General features: G+C 51.6%; 21 protein-coding genes. 12 read left to right on the forward strand and 9 right to left on the reverse strand.

All coding sequences use genetic code 11. The features are described 5' to 3' along the window. Positions 1–31 precede the first annotated feature (31 nt). On the reverse strand, positions 32–982 hold the full coding sequence (locus HVZ52_RS16535) for a sugar-binding transcriptional regulator (RefSeq protein ID WP_047358065.1): 951 nt from the start codon (positions 980–982) through the stop codon (positions 32–34). Between the two features lie 316 nt (positions 983–1,298). Between HVZ52_RS16535 and HVZ52_RS16540 the strand changes: the two genes are divergently transcribed. Genes HVZ52_RS16540 through HVZ52_RS16555 form a run of 4 tightly spaced genes read left to right on the forward strand, consistent with a single transcriptional unit; the run spans position 1,299 to position 6,066 of the window. Further along, the gene (locus HVZ52_RS16540; protein ID WP_016152181.1) at positions 1,299–2,129 is read left to right on the forward strand and encodes a transketolase; all 831 of its coding nucleotides are present in this window, start codon (positions 1,299–1,301) and stop codon (positions 2,127–2,129) included. Next, positions 2,122–3,069, forward strand: coding sequence for a transketolase C-terminal domain-containing protein (locus HVZ52_RS16545; protein ID WP_047358064.1), 948 nt, complete (start codon positions 2,122–2,124; stop codon positions 3,067–3,069). Before HVZ52_RS16540 ends, HVZ52_RS16545 begins: the two co-directional genes overlap by 8 nt. A gap of 37 nt (positions 3,070–3,106) precedes the next feature. After that, complete coding sequence (locus tag HVZ52_RS16550) at positions 3,107–4,525, forward strand: L-fucose/L-arabinose isomerase family protein (protein ID WP_181598481.1); 1,419 nt, start codon at positions 3,107–3,109, stop codon at positions 4,523–4,525. A gap of 32 nt (positions 4,526–4,557) precedes the next feature. Then, positions 4,558–6,066: an FGGY-family carbohydrate kinase gene (locus HVZ52_RS16555; protein WP_047358062.1), complete on the forward strand. Its 1,509-nt coding sequence runs from the start codon at positions 4,558–4,560 to the stop codon at positions 6,064–6,066. Positions 6,067–6,141: 75 nt separating this feature from the next. Here HVZ52_RS16555 and HVZ52_RS16560 read toward each other — a convergent pair whose 3' ends face one another. Further along, the gene (locus HVZ52_RS16560; RefSeq protein ID WP_103765988.1) at positions 6,142–6,846 is read right to left on the reverse strand and encodes a GNAT family protein; all 705 of its coding nucleotides are present in this window, start codon (positions 6,844–6,846) and stop codon (positions 6,142–6,144) included. Between the two features lie 169 nt (positions 6,847–7,015). Here HVZ52_RS16560 and HVZ52_RS16565 point away from each other — a divergent pair, with 169 nt between their 5' ends. Both HVZ52_RS16565 and HVZ52_RS16570 read left to right on the forward strand, forming a co-directional pair. Next, the gene (locus HVZ52_RS16565; protein ID WP_109017287.1) at positions 7,016–8,134 is read left to right on the forward strand and encodes a YbdK family carboxylate-amine ligase; all 1,119 of its coding nucleotides are present in this window, start codon (positions 7,016–7,018) and stop codon (positions 8,132–8,134) included. A gap of 66 nt (positions 8,135–8,200) precedes the next feature. Further along, complete coding sequence (locus tag HVZ52_RS16570) at positions 8,201–8,449, forward strand: DUF1158 domain-containing protein (protein ID WP_016152175.1); 249 nt, start codon at positions 8,201–8,203, stop codon at positions 8,447–8,449. Positions 8,450–8,470: 21 nt separating this feature from the next. On the opposite strand, the gene HVZ52_RS16575 is transcribed toward HVZ52_RS16570, so the two are convergent. After that, positions 8,471–8,812: a RamA family antibiotic efflux transcriptional regulator gene (locus HVZ52_RS16575; RefSeq protein ID WP_003021996.1), complete on the reverse strand. Its 342-nt coding sequence runs from the start codon at positions 8,810–8,812 to the stop codon at positions 8,471–8,473. A 17-nt stretch (positions 8,813–8,829) separates the two neighbouring features. Next, entirely contained in the window at positions 8,830–9,942 is a 1,113-nt protein-coding gene (locus tag HVZ52_RS16580) for an MBL fold metallo-hydrolase (RefSeq protein WP_016152174.1), read from the reverse strand. A 189-nt stretch (positions 9,943–10,131) separates the two neighbouring features. Between HVZ52_RS16580 and HVZ52_RS16585 the strand changes: the two genes are divergently transcribed. The 4 genes from HVZ52_RS16585 (at position 10,132) to HVZ52_RS16600 (ending at position 13,163) form a co-directional block, all read left to right on the forward strand. After that, a complete protein-coding gene (locus tag HVZ52_RS16585; protein ID WP_016152173.1) occupies positions 10,132–10,713 on the forward strand; it encodes a TetR/AcrR family transcriptional regulator in 582 nt (193 codons plus the stop codon). After that, on the forward strand, positions 10,713–11,081 hold the full coding sequence (locus tag HVZ52_RS16590) for an MmcQ/YjbR family DNA-binding protein (protein ID WP_181598482.1): 369 nt from the start codon (positions 10,713–10,715) through the stop codon (positions 11,079–11,081). The genes HVZ52_RS16585 and HVZ52_RS16590 overlap by 1 nt, the downstream gene beginning before the upstream one ends. A gap of 119 nt (positions 11,082–11,200) precedes the next feature. After that, positions 11,201–11,854, forward strand: coding sequence for an oxygen-insensitive NAD(P)H nitroreductase (nfsB, locus tag HVZ52_RS16595; RefSeq protein WP_047415091.1), 654 nt, complete (start codon positions 11,201–11,203; stop codon positions 11,852–11,854). Positions 11,855–11,918: 64 nt separating this feature from the next. Further along, positions 11,919–13,163 carry a mechanosensitive ion channel family protein gene (locus HVZ52_RS16600; RefSeq protein WP_016152170.1) on the forward strand — a complete coding sequence of 415 codons (1,245 nt, stop codon included), beginning with the start codon at positions 11,919–11,921 and terminating at the stop codon, positions 13,161–13,163. A gap of 3 nt (positions 13,164–13,166) precedes the next feature. On the opposite strand, the gene HVZ52_RS16605 is transcribed toward HVZ52_RS16600, so the two are convergent. The 5 genes from HVZ52_RS16605 to pheP all read right to left on the reverse strand — a co-directional run bounded on the left by HVZ52_RS16605 (position 13,167) and on the right by pheP (position 19,218). Further along, entirely contained in the window at positions 13,167–14,147 is a 981-nt protein-coding gene (locus HVZ52_RS16605; RefSeq protein ID WP_016155936.1) for a LacI family DNA-binding transcriptional regulator, read from the reverse strand. 77 nt (positions 14,148–14,224) lie between these two features. Further along, the gene (locus HVZ52_RS16610; protein WP_181598483.1) at positions 14,225–15,376 is read right to left on the reverse strand and encodes a Gfo/Idh/MocA family oxidoreductase; all 1,152 of its coding nucleotides are present in this window, start codon (positions 15,374–15,376) and stop codon (positions 14,225–14,227) included. Beyond that, on the reverse strand, positions 15,373–16,401 hold the full coding sequence (locus HVZ52_RS16615) for a sugar phosphate isomerase/epimerase family protein (RefSeq protein ID WP_047358057.1): 1,029 nt from the start codon (positions 16,399–16,401) through the stop codon (positions 15,373–15,375). The genes HVZ52_RS16610 and HVZ52_RS16615 overlap by 4 nt, the downstream gene beginning before the upstream one ends. A gap of 15 nt (positions 16,402–16,416) precedes the next feature. Further along, entirely contained in the window at positions 16,417–17,658 is a 1,242-nt protein-coding gene (locus tag HVZ52_RS16620; RefSeq protein ID WP_181598484.1) for an MFS transporter, read from the reverse strand. A gap of 165 nt (positions 17,659–17,823) precedes the next feature. Continuing rightward, positions 17,824–19,218 carry a phenylalanine transporter gene (gene pheP / locus HVZ52_RS16625; protein WP_032931079.1) on the reverse strand — a complete coding sequence of 465 codons (1,395 nt, stop codon included), beginning with the start codon at positions 19,216–19,218 and terminating at the stop codon, positions 17,824–17,826. A gap of 246 nt (positions 19,219–19,464) precedes the next feature. Here pheP and HVZ52_RS16630 point away from each other — a divergent pair, with 246 nt between their 5' ends. After that, on the forward strand, positions 19,465–20,640 hold the full coding sequence (locus HVZ52_RS16630; RefSeq protein ID WP_016152164.1) for a DnaJ family molecular chaperone: 1,176 nt from the start codon (positions 19,465–19,467) through the stop codon (positions 20,638–20,640). Positions 20,641–21,258: 618 nt separating this feature from the next. After that, the gene (locus HVZ52_RS16635; protein ID WP_046275129.1) at positions 21,259–21,837 is read left to right on the forward strand and encodes a LuxR C-terminal-related transcriptional regulator; all 579 of its coding nucleotides are present in this window, start codon (positions 21,259–21,261) and stop codon (positions 21,835–21,837) included. Positions 21,838–22,021 lie beyond the last annotated feature (184 nt).

A 22,021-nucleotide genomic window follows, 5' to 3' on the forward strand; every position in this document is an offset into this window, starting at 1 on the left:
GGGGCTGTCAATTGTTTAACTCACCGTGACATCACCCTTTCACCAGACTGCGGGCTGTCGGGTAGTCGGTGATCAATACGTCAATATAATTCCCCTGCAATGCCCCGCGTATCGCATTCTGTTTTTCCACACCACCAGCCAAAGCAATCACGTGGTTACACTCCCGGATCTGCGAAAGCTCCATTCCGATGACCGGGTCTTCCTCATGGCTGAGTACCGGGTTACCTGCTGCATCGTAATAATGCAGACAGATATCGCCTACTGCGCCGCGCTCGGCGAGCAGTCGCAACATTTCTTCGTTGTAGTAGTTGCCTGAGTTTTTCAGCAATTGAGAAGGCTCCAGTTCGCCAATACCGACAATTGCCACATCCACTTCAGCAAACTTTTCAACCACCGCGGCAACGTCAGGGCTGTTAACCAACCGTGTACGCTCTTCAACCGAATGCTCAATACTTTGTGAAGGCAGCAACCAGGCCGGACAGCCAAGGTGCGCTGCCAACTGTTGCGTAAGAATCGTGGCCTGCACGTTACCATTCGGCCCTACGCCGCCCAGCAGTTGGATCACCCCCGCCGCACGGATATTTTGCGGGTGCATCTCATCGACCATACAGCGAATGGTGCTACTCCAGGAGGAAATTCCAACCAGGTCCTCGGCTCGCAAGCGGGTTTCAACGTAATGCGCCGCCGCGCTGCCAATTGCATGCTTAATTTGCGTATTGCTGGGGTTGTCACCGACATCCACGACAATCGCCTGACGAATACCAAACTGCTCTTCAATGGCTTTTTCCAGCGCCACAAAGATATTGGTCGGCTGTACGACGGTGATTTTCACCAGCCCTTCTTTCTGACAACGCGTTAAAGCACGGGAGACAAAGGACTGCGACAAATGCAGCAGCGTGGCGATTTCAGACTGTTTTTTATTTTCGGCGTAGTAAAGCGTGGCAATCTTAACCAGCAACCGCTGTTCATCCTGCTTTGACATGGCATTCCCCCTGATAAACTGCCTGTTATTTTTATTCATACCTGAATAGATAACAAGTCATCAGTACCTTTCCAGTTATCACGTTAGTGTGATCCTTTTCTCTTTTCTCCAAAATTTGGTGGCACAAGCCGTAGACAAACCGCCAGACAAGGCATATCTTTAATCATGAATAATAAATCAGTAGTGAATATTTATTCTAACCAATAACGACTGACTGTTTTATCTGCAGATTACGTGGTGGGTAGAGAGACAGTTGCACTACTGCACTCACATGGAATATTTATTCACTCAAGATTAAACATTCAAGAGGTGTCTTATGAATCCGTTTTCGCTCTCAATACCAGAGCTAGAAAAGAAAGCACGTGCCGTGCGTCGCCGCATTATCGTGTTGAATGCTGAAAGCCCGGCTGGCGGGCACACTGGCGCAGACCTGTCGCAGGTTGAACTGCTGACAGCACTCTATTTTCGCATCCTGAATTGCTCCCCGGAGATTAAAGAGAGCGACGAGCGCGATATCTACATCCAGTCAAAAGGTCACGCTGTGGGCGGTTACTACTGTGTCTTGGCAGAAGCCGGTTTTATTCCTGTGGACTGGCTGGCGACCTATCAACACGCTGATTCGCATCTGCCGGGGCATCCGGTAAAACATAAAACGCCAGGAATTGAACTGAATACCGGAGCTCTTGGTCACGGTCTGCCGGTTGCAGTAGGGATTGCGCTGGCGGCTAAACGCAGCAACAGCAAACGCCGGGTGTTTGTCGTCACCGGTGATGGTGAACTGGCCGAAGGCAGCAACTGGGAAGCAGCACTGGTCGCTGCCCACTATAAACTGGATAACCTGATTATCATCAACGACAAAAATAACCTCCAGCTTGCCGGCTCAACCAAAGAGATCATGAACACCGATCCGCTGGATGAAAAATGGCGAGCCTTCGGTATGCAAGTCACAGAGTGTCGCGGGAACGATATGAGCGATGTGGTGCGCACGCTGGAAGGATTAACCCCTGAAGGCAAGCCATATGTCGTCATTGCACACACCACCAAAGGAGCCGGGATCTCTTTTATCCAGGGCCGCCCAGAATGGCACCACCGCGTGCCAAAAGGAGAAGAAGTTGAACTGGCGCTGGAGGAACTGAAAGATGCGTAATAGCGAACACCTCGCCACCGTCATGGTGAACACGTTAATTGCCGCGGTCAAACGTGGAATGGATGTTGTGCCGGTGGTGGCTGACTCAACATCAACAGCAAAAATCGCCCCATTTATGAAGGAATTTCCCGGTCGTCTGGTCAACGTGGGTATTGCCGAACAGACGTTGGTCGGTGCTGCTGCCGGACTGGCGCTGGGCGGTAAAATCGCCGTCACCTGTAACGCTGCGCCCTTCTTGATTTCTCGGGCCAATGAGCAAATTAAAGTCGACATTTGCTACAACAATACCAACGTGAAGTTGATTGGCCTGAACGCAGGGGCCAGCTACGGCCCACTCGCCAGTACGCACCACAGCATTGATGATATTTCCGTGCTACGCGGTTTTGGCAATATTGAGATTTACGCCCCGTCCTGTCCGGTGGAATGCCGACAGATTCTCGATTACGCCTTAAGCCACATAGGTCCGGTTTATATTCGCCTGGATGGCAAAGCCTTACCCGAATTACACGACGAAAACTACCAGTTCGCGCCGGGTAATATCGATATTTTGCGCAAAGGAAAAGATGTCGCACTGGTGGCAATGGGCTCAACTGTGCATGAAATTGTCGAGGCTGCCACAGTGCTGGAACAGGCGGGTATTGACGCCAGCGTAATCAGTGTACCGTCAATTCGTCCCTGCAATACCCAACAGTTACTGGCGGCTTTAACCCACTGCAAGGCAGTGGTTAGCGTGGAAGAACATAACATTAATGGCGGCGTGGGAAGTCTGGTGGCTGAAGTGCTGGCAGAAGCTGGCTGTGCTATTCCACTGCGTAGATTGGGGATTGCCGATGGCCAATATGCAATCGCAGCCGATCGTGCAGCAACGCGCGCACGCCATGAAATTGACGCGGCGGGTGTCGTGAAAAACGCCACCGCACTGTTGCTGGCAACACGATAAAACAATAACAACAACAGAACACTTACTGGAGAAAGCGATGTCACGAATTCCTCATCAGTTGACCATGGCGGTGATTATTGGCAATCGGGGATTTTTCCCGAGCTATCTGGTTGCTGAAGCCCGCGAACAAGCCAGCGTGCTCTTTGAGCGGCTGGGCATTAACACCATAATGCTCAACGAAACGCAGACAGAACTCGGCGGTGTTGAAACCCGTCAGGATGCGAAAGTTTGTGCTGAACTTTTCCGCGCTCACCGCGACAAGATTCACGGTGTGGTGGTACTACTGCCGAACTTTGGCGATGAAAAAGCGATAGCGGAAACGCTGCGACTTTCCGGTTTAGATGTCCCGGTTCTGATCCAGGCGCAGGAAGACAACCTGGATAAAATGGGGCTTGCCACTCGCCGTGACAGCTTCTGCGGCAAGATCTCCCTGTGCAATAACATGCGCCAGTACGGTATTCCGTTTACGCTAACCACCCAGCATGTCTGCGACCTGTCAGGCGAGGTGTTTGCACAAGACCTGAAACGTTTCGAACAAATCTGTCGCGTGGTCGCCAGCATGCGCGGAGTTCGCGTCGGCGCTATCGGCGCACGTCCAGCCGGGTTTAATACCGTCCGTTACAGCGAAAAATTGCTCGAAAGACTGGGTATTGCCGTTGAAACACTGGATCTGTCTGAAGTCTTTACCCGCATCAAACGACTGCGCGACGACGATATCCGGGTGGATGAAAAACGCCGCCTGTTGATGGATAACGCCGACGCCAGCGCCATTCCAGCCGACAAACTGGTCACCATGGCAAAACTGTTTGTCGTTATCAGCGAATGGGTTATCGCTAATGATATTGATACGACTGCCATCCAGTGCTGGACCTCGCTGCAGGAAAATTTAGGCATCAACGTGTGCTCAATCATGAGCGTGATGTCCGGGCAGTTAATGCCCAGTGCCTGCGAAGTGGATGTGATGGGCGCGTTGTCAATGTACGCCCTCGCCAGCAGCAACTTAAGTCCAGCGTCCATTGCCGACTGGAATAATAATTTCGGCGACGATCGTGATAAATGCGTTCTTTTTCACTGCGGTAATTTCGCATCAGCCAGTCTGGACAGCCCGAAGATGGGGACGGCGGATATCATCGGTACCACCGTCGGTAAAGAGAACACCTGCGGTGCAGTTCACGGTCGTATGAAAAGCGGTGCCTTGACCTACTTCCGCCTGAGTACCGACGATTTAACCGGCGAAATCAAAGCCTACGTCGGCGAAGGACTATCGGTTGACGATCCGCTGGACACTGTCGGCTGCCGAGCGGTAATCCAGGTACCTCATCTGGAGAACCTACTGGCATGGATTTGTCATAATGGCTTTGAGCATCACGTGGCAATGAACCATTCCGCCAGCGCAGAGGTGCTACATGAAGCTTTCACCCGCTATCTCGGGGTGGATACCTTTTTCCATCGCTAATACTCAGGGAAACCGAAGGGCTGGAGAAAACAATGTCAGCACAAAAAGACATTATTATTGCGCTTGATGAAGGCACCACCAATGCCAAAGCCGTAGCGCTGGATGGTCAGGGAAACGTGGTCGCGAAGTTCTCCCGCGCGCTGGCGATCCACACGCCCCGTGAAGGCTGGGTTGAACAGTCAGGTGATGCACTTCTGGACGCATCGCTGGATGTTGTGGCACAAGCCATTACCTGCGTCGGCGCACAACGCGTCGCAGCGCTGGCGATCAGCAATCAACGTGAAACGGCGATAGGCTGGTATCGTGCCAGCGGTCGCCCTCTCGGCCCTGCTATCACCTGGCAATGTTCGCGCACGGCCGATTTTTGCCGTGCATTACGTGAACAGGGGCACGAGGCGTACATAAAATCCATCACCGGATTACCCGTTGCCCCACTCTTTTCCGCCTCTAAAATGCGCTGGCTGCTGGAGTCAGTTCCCAACGGTATGACGCTCGCACAGCAAGGGGAAATATGTCTCGGGACCATCGATAGCTGGTTACTGTGGAACTTAACGCACGGCGAGGAATTTCGTTGCGATATCTCCAACGCTTCACGCACGCAGTTGCTCAATCTCAACAGCGGACAATGGGATAACGAGATGTTGGCTCTATTCGGTATTCCGCAGCAGGCGTTGCCCGAAGTTTGCCCTTCCAGCCACCATTTTGGCGTAACAAAAGGTCTGGAGAGGATACCTGATGGAATCCCTATTCTGGCGATGATTGGCGACTCTCATGCTGCGCTTTTTGCCCATGGGCTGGGTATGGAAGGCTGCGTCAAAGCGACCTATGGCACCGGATCTTCCGTTATGGCACCCGTATTCTCGGCGCAGTCCGAGGTGAGCGCGCTGGCAACGACCATAGCCTGGCATGACGGTGACACCCTGGTCTACGGACTGGAAGGTAATATTCCGCATACGGGAGATGCCGTCGCATGGATGGCCGATAGCACAGGTCTAAGCGAATTACCGGAAGAGCAACTGCTTCATGAGCTCAATACGCTGCCCGCCACGGTTGACTCCACGCTGGGCGTCTATTTTGTTCCGGCACTTACTGGGCTGGGCGCGCCCTGGTGGGATGAAGATGCCCGGGGGTTGATTCACGGTCTCAGCCGCGGAGTGAAACGCGCACATCTGGTACGTGCGGCACTGGAGTCGATTACCTATCAGATTGCCGATGTTGTTTTAGCGATGCGTCAGCACAACGGTTTTCGACTCAGCGCGTTAATGGTTGATGGCGGGCCAACAAAAAATGACTGGCTAATGCAGTATCAAGCCGATTTATTGGGCTGTCCGGTGATGCGCAGCGATATCCCTGAACTTTCCGCTATCGGTGCCGGATTGCTGGCACGCAAGAAGCTGCAGGGTGCATCTACCAGCCAGTTGCGAGATTATCTGCCCGATCACGTATCGTTCCAGCCAAACATGGCGCGCCATGGGAGATTGCAAAAACGCTGGCATGAATGGCAAGGAGCCGTCGAACGCACCCGTTGGCAAACCCGTTAATAAATCAACGCTAATGATAAATGCGCCCGCAGCCATAACTGACTGTGGGCGCACTGTTAATTCTTCAAAAGCGAGCTACTGTTGCTGACACGCCGCCAGCGATCGGCGTTGCTGCCCTTTTTCATCGAAGTTGTCGGCAGCCAGCCAGCGCTGCAAAACAGCGTCGCACTGGGGCCATTCACTATCAATCATCGATAACCAGTCGCTGTCGCGATTACGCCCCTTGCGCACAATCTTCTGGCGAAAACGTCCTTCGAAGATAAACCCAAGGCGCTCCGCCGCCCGACGGGAAGCCGTGTTCAGAGAGTCACATTTCCACTCCACGCGACGATAGCCCAACGCAAACGCCTGGCGCAGCAACAGCCAGATGCTTTCGGTGCCGAGTACCGTATTTTTCATGCGCGGTGACCAGGTTACATGACCAATTTCAACCGAACCATGCTCCCGTTCGATCGCCATAAAGCACACCAGTCCCACCGCACGACCGGAACGCTGTTCAATGACAGCATAGGGAACCAGAGATGCATCCGTGGATTTGCCCTCTACCCAGCAAGCTGTGGCCTCAACGCTCGTGGGACGAGAACTTGCAAGCCAGGTCCAGTCGCGATCGTCTGGCGCCTGCGCGTAAGCATCAAACAGATCGGCGGCATGGCTGTCGGCATCCAGGGGAACCAGTCGACAATATTGCCCTGCAAGTTCTTCCCGCGGCAGCACGGCAGCACCATTCCAGTCAGGCACAATATCGCCGACGGTCTGTCCATAAAGATTAATTTCCGGCACGATTCAACCCCTGTTGCGAAGTAAAAAATAGTTATAACACCGGCCATTTCGCCTTCAAAGCATCGCGGGGGGATTTCTGACAACGAACAGAAATTCAGCGGCCCTTCTATATGCAGCTTGCAAGATGACGCGTCTATACTGATTAAAAATCAACGCTGAAGAGAACACTATGTCCCTACCCGATTTTCATGTTTCTGACCCTTTTACGTTAGGCATTGAACTGGAAATGCAGGTGGTCAATCCTCCGGGCTACGACCTGAGCCAGGACTCTTCCCGACTGATTGACGCCGTAAAGCCGCTGCTCACCGCCGGAGAAGTAAAGCACGATATCACTGAAAGTATGCTGGAGATGGCGACCGGGGTTTGTCGCAATATCGACCAGGCGAGTGCTGAATTATCCGCCATGCAGCAGATAATCTCACGGGTTGCTGCCGAGCATCACCTCGCCATCTGTGGCGGCGGTACGCATCCGTTTCAAAAATGGCAACGTCAGGAAGTCTGCGATGACGAACGCTATCGGCGCAACCTGGAAAATTTTGGCTATCTTATTCAGCAGGCGACGGTATTCGGCCAACATGTGCATATCGGCTGCGCAAACGGCGATGATGCTATTTATCTCCTGCACGGCCTGTCGCGATTTGTTCCCCATTTTATTGCGCTCTCTGCCGCCTCACCTTATATGCAAACGTCCGACACGCGGTTTGCCTGCGCGCGGCTGAATATTTTCTCCGGATTTCCCGATAATGGCCCGATGCCGTGGGTGAATAACTGGCAGGAATTTGAAGGGTTATTTCGTCGACTGGCTTACACCAGCATGATTGATAGCATTAAAGATTTGCACTGGGATATCCGTCCCAGCCCGCACTTTGGTACGGTAGAGGTTCGCGTCATGGACACTCCGCTAACCCTTGAACACGCAGTCAATATGGCGGGACTTATTCAGGCTACCGCCCAATGGTTGCTCACTAAACGGCCATTCAAGCACCAGGAGCGTGATTACCTGCTGTATAAATTTAACCGTTTCCAGGCCTGCCGCTTTGGCATGGCGGGAATCATCACCGACGTCAATACTGGCGATGGGCACCGCCTGTCAGATGACACGCTACGGCTACTGGAGAATGTCGCCGCTTCTGCGGACAAAGTAGGCGCGACCAGCGCGATTGAATCCTTACGCCTGCAGGTTAAAAATGGTCATGATGAAGCGCAGAGCATGCGTGATTTCGTCGCCGACGGCGGATCACTGAGTGGTCTGGTGAAAAAACATTGTGAGATTTGGGCCGGGCTGTAAGCGTGGCGTTTGCGTTGCCCACAGAGATCCCGGACAATGGCTTTTTAACTCAAGTTTAACAATGCCATGAAACACCCGCTTGAATCACTGATGACCGCCGCAGGGATCCTGCTACTGGCTTTTTTGTCTTGCCTGCTGCTGCCCGCCCCCTCACTGGGCATTGTGCTGGCGCAAAAACTCGTCGCCACCTTTCATCTAATGGATCTCAACCAATTTTATACTTTGCTGTTTTGTCTGTGGTTTTTACTGCTGGGGGTGATTGAATATTTTGTACTGCGTTTTATCTGGCGGCGCTGGTTCTCGCTGGCGGATTAGGCCCGCGAGAACCCTTTGCCGTTAATGCGTTCGGCTATGATTTTCTTTGCGATACGCGCCCGGCGGCTGGCTGAACGTACGGGTGAAAATTCGCGTAAAGGTCTGCTGCGAATCGAATCCGTATTTCAAACAGATGTCATACACTTTCTGGTCGGTATCGCGTAGATCGCGCGCCGCCAGTAGCAGCTTACGCTCGCGGATGTAGCGCCCGAGGCTTTCACCTTTGTACTGCATAAAAAGACGCTGCAGGTGCCATTTGGAATATCCCGCATGGCGTGCAATATCATCAATGCGCAATGGCTGATTCAAATTATCATCAATCCATTCAACAATCGTATCAATGACCTGAGCAGAAATCGTCATCATGCTCTCCCCTGTATTCATTGAGTCGCCTGTTGCCACCAGGCCGTAAACGGTTGGTCCGGTTCGGACAGAATTACCGGTTCACCCAGCATTGGCGTCAGTAGTCGGTAATCCTGACGACGGCTGGCAAGCGCCAGTCGTTTGTAAGGATCATCCCAGGTATGTTTCGCCAGAACGAAACGGCCGGCATGCCCTGGCAACACGGCTTTCGCATGCAGATCGGCCGCAGCCTGCGCCGTCTCTTCTGGCATCATGTGAATAAACTTCCAGTCCTGGTCATATTGACCGTTCTCCATAATCGCCAAGTCAACCGAGCCAAACTGCTCACCGATGGCTTTAAAATGCGGTCCATAGCCGGAATCTCCGCTGTAATAAACGTTCTGCTCCGGCGTTTCGAACATGAAGCTCGCCCATAGCGTCTGGTTGCGCTTGATACCGCGCCCCGAAAAATGACGAGCAGGCAGCACATGAACGATCAGCGAATCCGTCACTCTGACGGACTGATTCCAGTCCCGCTCTTCGATTATCTCGCTGCGCATCCCCCAGTAACGCAGATGCGACCCTACGCCGAGCGGCGTAATCACTCGCTTAATTTTCGGCATTAACGCCTTGATAGTGGCGAGATCCAGATGGTCATAGTGATCGTGCGAGATAATGAGCAGATCGATCTCCGGCATCGTCTGCGCAGTCCACGGATAATCCCCGGCAAAGGCTTTGTTCAGGAATGAAAACGGTGCGGCATAATTGCTAAATACCGGATCAATCAGGATACGTTGACCCGCCAGCTGCAAATACCATGAGGAGTGGCCCAGCCAGACCAGAGTATCCTGCTGTGGCGAAAGTCCGGCGAGATCGGTTGCCACCAGCGGTAACGGCTGCGCCGGGCGCGCATTATCACGCTTAGCGACCAGAAACTCCCACCAGGCCGCCAGCATGCCTTTGTTGCCGGTATAGCCCGGTGTCGGCACCTGGTTATGAAACTGTCCATCACGATAGTGAGGTGACTGTTCAACCAAACTCAGTTGTGCCCCTTGCGGGGCCTGACCAAACCCGGCATTGAGTACAAACGGTAAACTTGCAGCTGCGGCAATAAGCATAATAACAACCACACAAACTGTGAGACGCTTCATATCCTGACCTTAAACGCGCCCCTTTCCGCTGGTTTGCGCGACTGACTCTTGATTATGAGTGAGTAAGCACTCATTATAGAAATCGAAAGTTCGCCGTCAAGATGATTTTCAATCTTTGACATTCGCCGTTGCGGTGCTGCAAAGGCCGTGATTCAATCATGTTTTTTACAGACTTAAGGGTAAAGTGTAGTGGCTCGTCCGAAGAGTGAAGACAAAAAACTGGCATTACTGGAAGCTGCAACCACAGCATTTGCACAATCAGGCATTGCGGCATCTACCGCCGTGATAGCCCGCAATGCAGGGGTTGCGGAGGGGACGTTGTTTCGCTATTTCGCGACCAAAGATGATTTGATCAACGAGCTTTACCTCTTTTTGAAGCAAGACCTTTGTCAGTCGATGATGGCAAATTTGGATCGATCGGTGACCGATGCCAAAACCATGACTCACTACATCTGGAACAGCTACATTAGCTGGGGCCTGAACCATACCTGCGGGCATCGCACGATTCGCCAGTTGGCCGTCAGCGAGAAAATCAGCAAAGAAACGGAACAGCAGGCTGACGATATGTTCCCGGAACTGCGCGATCTTTGTCATCGCTCCGTACGACCTGAGTTTATGTCTGACGAGTATCGCGCCTTTGGCGACGCGCTGTTTCTTTCTCTGGCAGAGACCACCATGGAGTTCGCCGCCCGCGATGCGGCTCGCGCAAAAGAATATATTTCGATGGGATTTGAGGCGATGTGGCGCGCACTCACCCGTGAGGAAAAATAATGGACGGCCAGACTTTACATGCCTGTGCAAAGCGCCTTGCGCTCGAACTGCCTTTTACCGATCACTGCTGGCCATTCGGCCCGGAATACGATGTCTTCAAAGTCGGCGGCAAAATTTTTATGCTGGTCTCAGAGCTTCGCGGACGCCCGCTGGTTAACCTGAAAGCCGATCCGCAAAAGTCACTGTTAAACCAGCAGATCTACCCCAGCATTGAACCCGGCTATCACATGAATAAAAAGCACTGGATATCGGTCTACCCAGGCGACGACATTACCGAGTCATTACTGACGGAGTTGGTAAATGATTCATGGCATCGCGTCGTAGACGGCCTGGCGAAGCGGGATCAAAAACGCCTGCGTCCAGGTTGATTTATCGTTAACTCCGATAAGTGTTTTTGCATTTTCCTGTCTTATCTTTTTCTTGCTAACCCTGTACCCTGCTGAAACAAAACGCACCCGCAGGGTATGAAAAATCACCAGGAGTAGTTATGGATATTGTTTCTGTCGCCTTAAAACGTTACTCCACTAAGGCATTCGATCCGAATAAAAAACTAACCGCTGAGCAGGCCGAAAAATTAAAAACGCTGCTGCAGTTTAGTCCGTCCAGCACCAACTCTCAGCCGTGGCACTTTATCGTTGCCAGCACTGACGAAGGTAAAGCGCGCGTGGCGAAATCCGCAGCCGGCGGTTTTGTATTCAACGAACGTAAAATGCTGGATGCTTCCCACGTCGTGGTGTTCTGCGCCAAAACGGCGATGGACGATGCCTGGCTGGAGCGCGTGGTGGATCAAGAAGATCGCGATGGCCGTTTCGCCACCCCTGAAGCCAAAGCCGCAAACCACAAAGGCCGCACCTTCTTTGCCGACATGCATCGCAAAGAGCTGAAAGATGACAACCACTGGATGGCAAAACAGGTGTATCTGAACGTCGGTAACTTCCTGCTGGGCGTGGCGGCGATGGGTCTGGATGCGGTGCCGATCGAAGGCTTCGATGCGGCGGTGATGGATGCAGAATTTGGCCTGAAAGAAAAAGGTTTCACCAGCGTAGTTGTGGTCCCGGTGGGTCATCACAGCGTAGAAGATTTCAACGCCGCGCTGCCAAAATCTCGTCTGCCGCTGGAAACAACACTGACGGAAGTTTAATCCCCGCATTTGCATAAGCTCTACACAGCGGTCATCATAGACCGCTGTTTATTAAGGAGACGTTATGCAGGAATTGATATCTCAGGTAGAAGAACTCGGCATTGAAATAAATCACACCACCTCACTGGTGATGATTTTTGGCATTATTTTTATCACCGCCATTATTGTTCACGTTATTTTGCACTGGGTGGTATTACGCGCATTTGAAAAGCGCGCCAACGCCAGCTCCCGCCTGTGGCTACAAATCATCACGCAGAACAAGTTATTTCACCGGCTGGCATTCACCCTGCAGGGTATCATTGTCAATATACAGGCCGCACTCTGGTTACAGAAAGGCAGTGAAGCAGCAGAAATATTAGTAACCTGCGCACAGCTGTGGATCATGATGTACGCCCTGTTGTCCTTGTTTTCCCTGCTGGACGTCATTCTCAATCTGTCGCAAAAATTCCCTGCCGCATCGCAATTGCCGCTAAAAGGCATATTTCAGGGCATCAAGCTCATCAGCGCTATTGTCGTCGGAATATTGATGATTTCCCTGCTGATAGGTCAGTCACCGGCAATATTGATAAGCGGTCTGGGTGCCATGGCCGCCGTGTTAATGCTGGTGTTTAAAGATCCGATCCTCGGGCTGGTGGCCGGAATACAGCTTTCAGCCAACGATATGTTGAAGTTGGGTGACTGGCTGGAAATGCCTAAATACGGCGCAGATGGCGCGGTGATTGATATTGGCTTAACCACCGTAAAAGTGCGCAACTGGGATAACACCATCACCACTATCCCAACCTGGTCACTGGTATCGGACTCTTTTAAAAACTGGAGTGGGATGTCGGCTTCCGGTGGGCGACGCATTAAACGCAGCATCAGCATTGATGCTACCAGCATTCATTTTCTTGATGAGGATGAGCGTCAGCGGCTGCATAAAGCGCACCTGCTGAAACCGTATTTGACCACGCGCCATCAGGAAATTGACGAGTGGAATCAGCAGTTAGATGCGCCTGAATCGGTATTAAACCACCGTCGAATGACGAATATTGGCACCTTCCGCGCCTATCTGAACGAATATTTGCGTCATCATCCGCGGATTCGCAAAGATATGACGTTAATGGTGCGCCAGCTTGCGCCAGACGATCACGGCTTACCGATCGAAATTTATGCCTTTACTAATACGGTGGTCTGGCTGGAATATGAAAGTATTCAGGCTGATATTTTCGACCATATATTCGCCGTGATCGAAGAATTTGGCTTGCGCATTCATCAGTCACCCACCGGAAATGATATTCGCGCGCTGTCAGGCGCGTTTCAACGCTAACGCTCAGGTACTGGCGCGTGAAATATAGCGCCAGTCCATCATCACCCTTTCCGTCTGCGCGTCAGGATTTTCTATTTTATTCAGCAGCAATCCTACCGCTTTGCGGCCTATATCCCGTGAGGGCTGCTCAATGGTCGAAAGCTGTGGGGAAACCATTTCTGCCAGTTCCGTACCGTCGAAGCCCACGACGGCGATATCCTGCGGGATCTGTAATCCGGCATTGAAAATAGCACGCATCGCGCCAGCGGCCAGCGTGTCCGATACGGCAAACACCGCGTCGGGTTTCACCTCTGCGGCAAGCAATGTTTTCATCGCCGCAATTCCTGCACTGGAACTTAACTCGCTGGCGTATTCTACGGCCTGATACTCAAGCGACAGCGCATGCAGCGCCGCTTTATAGCCACGTTCGCGCAACCGGGCGTATTTATAACTCAGATCATGATTGATTAGCGCAATGCGTCGATAGCCCTTTTCCACCAGGTGAGATATTACCGACTGCGCAGCGTCAACATCGTTAATCCCTACGCAGGAAACCGCGCCTTTATCAGCATATTCCGCACACTGAACCCAGGGAGCGTCGCCAATCAGCGTGGTCAGTTCCGGTAATTTTGAGAATGCATCCATGGTGATAATGCCATCAACGATTTTCCCCGACAGCAGCTTTAGCGCCGATTTTGAGCGGGCGGTATCCGAGCCGGAATTACACAGCAAAATGCGATAGCCATTCTTTTCCGCCTCTTCTTCAATGCCTTTAACAACCTCTGCACAAAAAGGGTTGGCAATGTTGGAAACCATCACCAGAATCATCGAACTGCGTGCCGTACGCAGCTGACGAGCCAGCAGGTTGGGCTGATAATTGCTTTCTTTAATAGCCTGAAGCACGCGCTCGCGATTTTTGGCTTTGACGGTATCACTGTGATTCAGCACACGCGATACCGTCGCCACCGACACACCGGCAAGCTGGGCGATTTTTTGAATAGACATAACGACGACAAGTCCTGCGGTTTAGGCTTTACGTTGAGGCTACCATAAAATCACTGCCCGGCGAACCGGGTGCGTGTTTAGCGCTGCACTGATACCCAGCGCTGCTGCTGATGGCTTTTTATAATCGCATCAATGATATACATCACATCCGCACCATCAGAAAATGACGCAAATAGACGCTCAGCCGTCGCGGGCATTTTGCCTGCCTGCACCGCCTGATAGAACTGTTGCATCATATTCTTGAACGCATCCGGCCAGCCCTCAATATGCCCACCCGGAAAGTGCGCACTGGCAGCAACATCCGCATTCATCAATCCTGGGTCATCCGTCAGGATCTGGTTCGCCTGCTGACGGTGCCCGATCCAAAGCTGTTGCGGCGTTTCCTGATCCCAGTGCAGTGAACTCTGGCTACCGTTAATTTCAAAGCTCAGGTGATTCTTGCGCCCGGCACTCACCTGTGAAACGCTAAAGCAGCCTTTGCTACCATCTTCAAAACGTACCAGCACCGATCCACAATCTTCCGTCGTCACCGCTTTATTCTCAAATTGCAGGTCAGCCGTTTGCTGGCCAAACGTAGCGTTACTGGCGATGCTGGCTTTTCGTACCGGCCAGACGATAGCCAGATCGGCCATCACCTCGACAATACGTTTTCCAGTGACGAATTGCACCGTGTCACACCAGTGGGAACCGATATCCGCAACCGCCCGTGAGTTGCCGCCTTGTTTGGCATCGACCCGCCAGTTGTAGTCAGTTTCCAGCAGCATCCAGTCCTGCAAATAGCTCCCCTGGACGGCAAACAGACGCCCCACGCTACCGCGCCTGACCATACTGGCAGCCTGTTGTACCATCGCAAACTGACGATAGACAAAGCTCACGCCGTGTACCACTCCTCCCTGCTCCGCCAGCGTTTCCAGTTCACGAGCCTCATCAGGCGTCATACACAGCGGCTTTTCTGAAAACACGTGCAGACCCGCGCGTAAAATCTGCCGATTGATGTCGGCATGCAGATGATTCGGCGTACAGTTATGCACCACCTGCAGTCCGGGATGCGCCAGCAGCGCCTCAACGCTGCCGTACGCGTGAGGAATATGAAGAGCATCTGCACGTTCCTGAGCAACCGCCAGCGAGCTATCACAGAGCGCCACCACGTTCACACCGCCGAGTCGACGCAACGCCTCGATATGTGCAGGCCCAATAAAACCGCTGCCAATAATGCCAACCTGTATCATTTGCGTACCTCATCGCCAGCGGCAAAATCATCAAATGCGCGTGAAGAAACCGGAATAATGTGGCGGCGTATAAAATCGCTCCCCTCACGCGCCCCGGTTTGCGCGTCTTTCAGGCAACACTCCCATTCCAGTACCGCCCAGCCAGGGAAATCATATTGTGTGAGCTTGCTGAAGATGGTTTTGAAATCGACCTGACCGTCCCCCAGGGAACGGAAACGCCCAGCGCGATCGAGCCACGGCTGATAACCGCCATAGACACCACTGCGGCTACTGGCATGGTACTCAGCGTCCTTGACGTGAAACGCTTTAATGCGCGAGTGGTAAACATCGATAAACCCAAGGTAATCCATCTGCTGCAATAACAGATGGCTCGGGTCATAGAGAATGTTGCAGCGAGGATGATGATTAACCAGCGCCAGAAAGCGCTCAAACGTTACGCCATCGTGCAGATCTTCACCGGGATGGATTTCAAAGCAAACATCCACCCCATGATGATCAAAGCGATCGAGAATGGGCCTCCAGCGGCGTGCCAGCTCCAGAAAAGCCTCTTCAAAGCGCTGACGGTTATGCGGTGGCCACGGATAAAAGAAGGGCCAGGCGAGCGAACCTGAAAACGTAGCATGCGCCGTCAGCCCCAGCCTTTGCGAAGCCGCAGCGGCCTGGTGGAGGGTTTCGATGGCCCACGCCTGCCTGGCCTGCGGATTAGCGCGTACAGATGGCGGAGCAAATCCGTCAAAAGCGTCATCGTAAGCCGGATGGACGGCAACCAGTTGGCCTTCAAGATGGGTAGATAGTTCGCTAATCACCAGCCCATGCCCGGCCAGCATCCCACGAATATCATCACAATAGGCCTGACTTCTGGCTGCTTGTTCGACATCAAACAAAGACTTGTGATTACACGGGATTTGTAATGCCTTATAGCCCAGCTCCGCCGCCCACTTTGCCACGCCTTCCAGGGTGTTAAATGGGGGACGATCCCCGATAAATTGCGCCAGAAAAATGCCAGGCCCCTTGATGGTTTTCATAACCCCTCCTGAAAATTACGCCTGCTCTTTGTCGTCATACTTGAAAGAGAAAAGGAAAATCACGGCAATCACTGCGGCAGCCACTGCCGGGATCCACCAGAATGTGGTCCACGCCTGAGGCACCGTTTGCCCCGCCACCAGACGGTTGTAAAGTACGCCTGAAATTTGCGAACCAAGCAGCATACCGATCCCATAGGTAAACATAACGATCATGCTTTGCGCCTGACCTTTTACTTTCTCCCCGGCGATACGATCGGTGTAAATAAAGCCGACCACGAAGAAGAAGTCGTAGCACACGCCGTGCAGCAGAATGCCGAGATACAGCAGGAATCGGCCCTCTTCGCTGATGCCGAGGGCAAAGAATGCGTAGCGCACAAACCAGGCGCACATCCCGATTAACAACATGTATTTCACGCCCAGACGCCTGAACAGGAACGGGATCACCAGCATGAAGAAAATTTCAGACATCTGACCAAACGACATCGCCGTACTGACATCGCCAACGCCCGCATCAGCAAGAAACGACGCGGTATATGCGTAATAGGTTCCCAACGGTACAGAAATAAGCGTCGCGCAGAGCGAGAAGACAAAAAAGTGACGAACCTTGAGTAAGGCGAAAGCATCCGCACAAAACAGATCGCGCACTTTTACCGGCAGTCCTTTCGCTGGTGCGGGCGTGTTGGGCAACGTCAGGCTGTAGAGCGCCAGAATCACAGAAATAACCGCCGCCAGCGTAAAGATGCCGGTAGTATCCGAGATTCCGGTTACGCCGATAAAAATCCCCGCGACAATCCAGCCAATGGTGCCAAACACCCGCACCACCGGGAAAGTTTTGTCTTTATCCGACAGGCTATGAAAAGCAATGTTGTTGGTAAGCGCCAGCGTTGGCATGTAGCACAACGTGTAGCCAAACAGCAGACCAATCAACAGCGCACCGTTTTGCGCCACCAATGTCTGCGGAACAAACCAGAGGATCGCCGCGCCTGCAAGGTGCATCACCGCCATCACCTTTTGCGAGGCAAAGAAGCGGTCTACCAGCATCCCTAAGACGAACGGCGAAAGAATAGAGGCAATGGGCCCGGCTGAAAACGCATCGCCAATCAGCAGCGACATGTTGTGCTGGCTCATCACCAGCCCCAGCGTGACGGACCAACTTCCCCAGATAAAGAACTGTAAGAACATCATTAGCGACAGCCGGGGTACCAGCAGCCGGTACTGTACGTTCTGTTTTCCACTACTTTCGGTTGTTGACACCATTTTTTGCCTCACCTTTAAAAAGTAATCGATTACAAAATAGATTCAATAGAAAAGTAATCGATTACAAAATAAAGATCCTGCCAGCAAAGGCAAAATTGCGAGAGCGGTCACGATAAACATTGAGAGAAGATCCGATCCCATCCTGACGATGGGATCGGTAGAAACTTAGCGGGACTTACGACACAGCAATTTGAAGGCAACGAACAGGAACAGGATCCACACCGGCAGGAGGATAGCTGACAGGCGCATATCGTCCATCGTACACATCAGCACCAGAATCATGCCAAGGAAAGCAATACACAGGTAGTTCCCTGCCGGGTACAGCAGCGCTTTGAACTGCGTGTCACGTCCCTTACGACGCATCGCCGCCCGGAATCGCAGATGGGCCAGGCAGATCATAATCCAGTTCAACAGCAGCGTCGCCACAACCAGCGCCATCAGCAGACTAAAGGCCTTTTGCGGCAGGACATAGTTGATCAGTACGACCAGAGACGTAATAGCACCGGAGAGGATCAGTGAATTCACCGGTACGCCGCGACGGCTGACGCGGGTTAAGAACTTCGGCGCGTTCCCCTGGACAGAGAGACCAAACAGCATACGGCTGTTAGAGTAGACGCCACTGTTATATACCGACAGCGAAGCCACCAGAATGACAAAGTTCAGCGCTGAAGCCACCACGTTGCTATCAAGATTATGGAAGATCATCACAAACGGGCTGCTGTTGGATTTCACTTCCACCCACGGGTACAGCGCCAGCAGCACCACCAGAGAACCGATGTAAAACAGCAGAATACGGTACACCACCTGGTTTACCGCCTTTGGAATGCTTTTCTGCGGATCCTGCGCTTCTGCGGCAGTAATCCCGATAAGCTCAAGTCCGCCAAAGGAGAACATAATCACCGCCAGCGACAGGATCAACCCGTTCCAGCCGGTGGCAAAAAAGCCGTTGTAACGCCACAGGTTATCAATGCTTGCATGTTCCCCGCCGTGACCGGAAAACAGCATCCACACGCCAAAACCAATCATGCCGATAATGGCCAGCACTTTAATCAGCGCAAACCAGAATTCCGTTTCGCCATACAGACGTACGTTGACCAGGTTAACCGCGTTGATGATCACGAAGAATGCCGCGGCCCAAATCCAGGTCGGGACATCGGGCAGCCAGTACTGCATGTAGATCCCAGCCGCGGTCAGTTCCGCCATGCCAACCAGCACAAACATCACCCAGTAGTTCCAGCCGGACAGAAAACCCGCGAACGGTCCCCAGTATTTATAGGCAAAATGGGCAAACGATCCCGAAACGGGTTCTTCCACCACCATTTCGCCCAGTTGACGCATAATCAAAAAAGCGATGATCCCGGCAACGCCGTAACCCAGTAACACCGCAGGTCCCGCCATCTGAATAGCCGGGCCAATGCCCAAAAACAGGCCGGTACCAATTGCGCCGCCCAGCGCAATTAATTGAATATGGCGGTTTTGCAACCCCCGCTGAAGCGTCGGCTCATTCGTTGACGCGGCATCAGACACGCTGGTGTCAGATGCAGTTGACGCGTTTTTCACGCCCTTCCCCTGTGTCGTTTTTATTGAAGGGGCTTCTTTTAACATTTCAACCTGGTTGTCGCAAGGCGCAATAAGGACCCTCTGTGTCCGTGGCATTGCGTTTGTTCATAATTACAGTGAATTATTCTGGACGAAAAGGCATCGCAGGCCACAGAATGCGCTTTACTGTTTTTCTAACATTTTCAAACGGGTGAATCCGCTGTGTTTCAGCCACTCGTTTTTGAGCCAGGCCAGGCAACGACTGTCATGAATAAGATCATCAAACGACTGGAAATCGTCAAAAGCGCTATTGAACTGGAAGATGAGGAGATTATTTTCCAGCAGGTAGATCATCTGAAAAATGAGCCTATGTCAGTCTTGCCAGGCGCCATCGTTCAGGCGCTCGAAGCACGGCGCTTTAGTGATGCCCTACGTGAAATCACGGCCTGGCTGCAATCTCAACGGGCAGTCTCAACGTGGCAGGATCCTGCCATTGCCGCCAGTAAACTGGAACTAAAAGCGCTCGAAACACAGTTGCGTGACCTGATCGATAAGCGCAACACGCGCATTCAAATCCTCGATGATTTCAACGATCTGTATCATCTTCGCCTTGGGCCGCTGATGAGCCGGATCCTCGAGTTGCGTAAACAGCTCGCCGCCAGCGCCCAGCGCAAACAGGAAGCGGAGCGAAAACGCCGGGAACAAGACTATCAATCCTGCCAGCACTATATTTCCCAGGCTGTTGATCAACTGGCCAGGCTTAAGCAGCTCTGGATGAACCAGAATTCAGATTCGCGCGAATCGGTGGAAACACGTCAACGAATTCAGCAACAAACGGAGCTTATTACCGCCCTGCTGGCGGAGATTCGTGAGCTGGAAAACGACTTTTCTCGCCAGGACGACAGCGCAGCCCGTCAGGCACAGGAAGAAGCCAGCCATGAATATGATGAATATCAGGAGCAGCAGCAGGATGCGCAACATCGTTTTAGCCGTGACCAACGACTTTCTTCTGAAGAGCGTAATGAGTTAAAACGCCTGTGGCGTCAGGCCAGCCGTCTTTGTCATCCGGACGTGGTGGCGGACGATCTGAAAGAGAAAGCGCATCAGATGATGGTGCAGCTTAACCAGGCGCGCCAAAATGCCGACCTTGCTGCCGTTCGGGCGCTACTGACTCAATTGCAAAGCGGCCTCGAACCGATGATGGCGAGTGACCGATTGAACGATCTGCAGCATTTACGCAGCAAAATACAGCAGCTCAGAGAACAAATTAACGCTCTGCTCAAAGAGATTACCGAACTGGAAGCTGAGAACGCCTGGCGCCTTGCCACCTCCGTGACGGATAAAGAGGCTTACTTCTCCGATCAACAACGGGCGCTTACGGAAATCCGCAATACGCTGGAACAACAGGTGCAACAGGTTGAGCAGGAGCTGTTGGCGGGGTAAGCGCTATCAGCGATAGCAAGCAGAAAATACAACATCTTCAAGCGAGGTTTGAAGATTAAGCACCAAATGATAAAAATAGCACAAAATTCTTAGCCATTAAGATAAGTCAGAGTTATCAACTTAAATACTCGAATTTTAGGTCGATAACTGCAAATAAGACAATATTTCTCTCTCCCACCGCTCCCCCTCTCTCTTTATCCTGGCCTTGATTAAGAATTCTCCTACCTGCCAATAGTCCCATTAAGAAGAATGGTTATCTGTTTGAAATATAAGATTTTTCATATAAATCCCCTCCAGTACAAATAGGAATACCCTGTCTTTATAGAAATGGCTGAAACATTATTCGCGTGATCCATAAGCGAAATCTATCAATCATTTACTCAGAGCTGAAATAAACGATTTATCTTAAATTTTAACAAAGTGTAATATCTACTTTAAGAATAGTTAATGATTCAAATTAATACAGAAAATACCTGTTGAATCTGCAATAAATAAGGATGCGTTCACACCAAAGAACGTCATACGAGATTTAATTAACATTTCATGCGTCGCAAGAAACTCTTTTTTTAGACTAAAAAAAGAGGCGACCGCCTGCACCAAAATTTCAAGGAGATCGTTATGTCTAAGGCTATTTTTTTGGGTGAATCAATTTATCCCTGGCTAGGCATGCGTGAAATCCTACGTGGTTCATCATTATATATTGATATCGCGTACTACTCCTCTCAGACGCTTTCTGCCGTCAACATAATCCCTTATGAAATGGATTGCATCATTATTAATCCTGACAACTCAGATTTTTTAAAATATGCCAGGATTATCCGCAACATGGCTTTACGCCCTGCCACAAAAATTATTGTTTTGGCAGATGAGGCTACTTTTTCTATTTTTCAAACCGTTTGCGGGAGGAACATGCTGTTCCTCGATCAAGACGCCAGCCTTGATCGGTTACTGCATGCCGTGACGTGCATATCACAAAACAAAAAATCACGTAATATCAAAGAAATAAATAACAAAATCACAGCAAACGAATTTAACGTAATGATGATGCTTGCCCGGGGTTGGTCATTGACTCAAATCGCTGGGGCATCACAAAAAAGTGAAAAAACCATCGGGGCGTACAAAAGCAACATTGCCAGAAAACTCGGGAAAAATAACTCCCGACTCAAGTACACCATTTCTCACTATAGCCAGCCGTAACTGACTTATTTAAGGACAATTATCACGGTTATTATTTAAAAGGTTTTCTTTCGGCTCACTTTTTTTAATTCCGCATCGCACGGAAGGGAATCCTATTTCCAAAAATCTATTACCGGGTAGCACATCCGCGTGCCAACCATAGCCAACAACTCAATGTATTAACAATACACATAACAGGAATGTA

This window comes from Citrobacter sp. RHB36-C18 (genome assembly GCF_013814485.1).
GTDB classification, from domain to species: domain Bacteria; phylum Pseudomonadota; class Gammaproteobacteria; order Enterobacterales; family Enterobacteriaceae; genus Citrobacter; species Citrobacter braakii.